Below are 1,347 nucleotides of genomic sequence, written 5' to 3' on the forward strand. Positions count from 1 at the left end.
TATCCTCTGAGCAAGCAAAGCCTTTCGTTTATCGTTGTTGTTTCGATGGCCATGGCAGCGGCAAGCTTTTTGTTTGTGCCACTGATGATAGGTTTATACCTATTAACTTCTGGTGTGATGTTTAAGTATTGCTTTAACTGTCTTTCCGAAACAGCCATGGGCAATATGCAAGCACCCAATGTCACATCGGCTTATGAAGGCGGTGTGCTTTTAGTATTCAAAATACTCTTCGTTCTTGTATTGCTATTAGTGGCTGTCGCAACAGCAGGTACTTTATTAGGATCAGGATTCGCTTCGTTTCTTGGATTCTTTGTCATCGTTTCAATACCGGCGATGATCATTCTCTATGCGATGACGGAGAGTCTCGCAGAAGCATTGAACCCTCTAAAAATAATTGCGCTGATTAGCAGTATTGGAATGCCTTATGGCCTTATCTTAGCATTGATGATGGTCATGCTTGGTTCTGTTGATCTGCTTAGCCAAATTATTGGCTACGAGGGCTCGTTTGTCTCAATGGCTCTTCAATCCGCGATTTCCAACTTTTATTCTGTGGTCATGTTCCACTTAATGGGATACATGATTTTTCAGTACCAAGGAAAGCTAGGTTACACGGCTGAATCGCTCACCAATGAGCCCAAAAGCATTCGCTCAGATAAAGAGAAGTGCCTAGCTCATATCAAACTTCTAACCAAAAAAGGCGAGCTAACTAAGGTAGCCCGGCTCTATGAACAAGCTTTAAAAAGCCATCCGGGCGACAAAGAACTGAACGAATCCTGCTTCCAGTTAAGTTTGGCCCGCGTACCAAAGACACCAAATCAAGCTTCACTAGTATTCGACCGCTACCTCAAGCACTTAACCCAATCGGGTCAAAACGATAAGCTCGCGATTAGCTTCAAACGTGCATCATTGGCTTGTAAACACTATTTGCCAACAGACCCTAATTTGAGATTTGAATTAGCGAGGAGCAATTTTGATAAAGGCAATTTCAAACTCACTGTAAAACTGCTCAAAGACCTGCATAAAAGTTCACCCCACTTTATTAGGCTAATCGATGCATATGAGTTATTGGTCAAAGCAATTCTAGAAGTGCCAGAGCTCGAAAATAAAGCCCCTTTGGTTGAGGAGTTTTTAAACAAGCTCAAACGTCGACGCGCTGCTGAGAATGCCAAGAAAAGCAAACCATTTGAGTCGAAAGAATTAGAAACTCCAACTCAGCTGTCTCGACAAACAAAACCTGCTATCAATCAATCTAAAGAAGAAACTGGCTTAAATAAATTGCCGCCGATTGAGTTTAACTAATGCGACTGTGAGAAAGGCCTGGGACATTGGGAGGCTTGTAGGCTTTTA

Annotated in this window: 1 protein-coding gene; it reads left to right on the top strand. The window is 42.4% G+C overall.

The genetic code is table 11. The features are described 5' to 3' along the window. The coding region (locus A3738_RS31140; RefSeq protein ID WP_068763666.1) for a lipopolysaccharide assembly protein LapB at window positions 1-1,299 on the top strand (1,299 nt) is incomplete at its 5' end. Between the last annotated feature and the right edge of the window lie 48 nt (window positions 1,300-1,347).

Source organism: Oleiphilus sp. HI0066 (assembly GCF_001635725.1).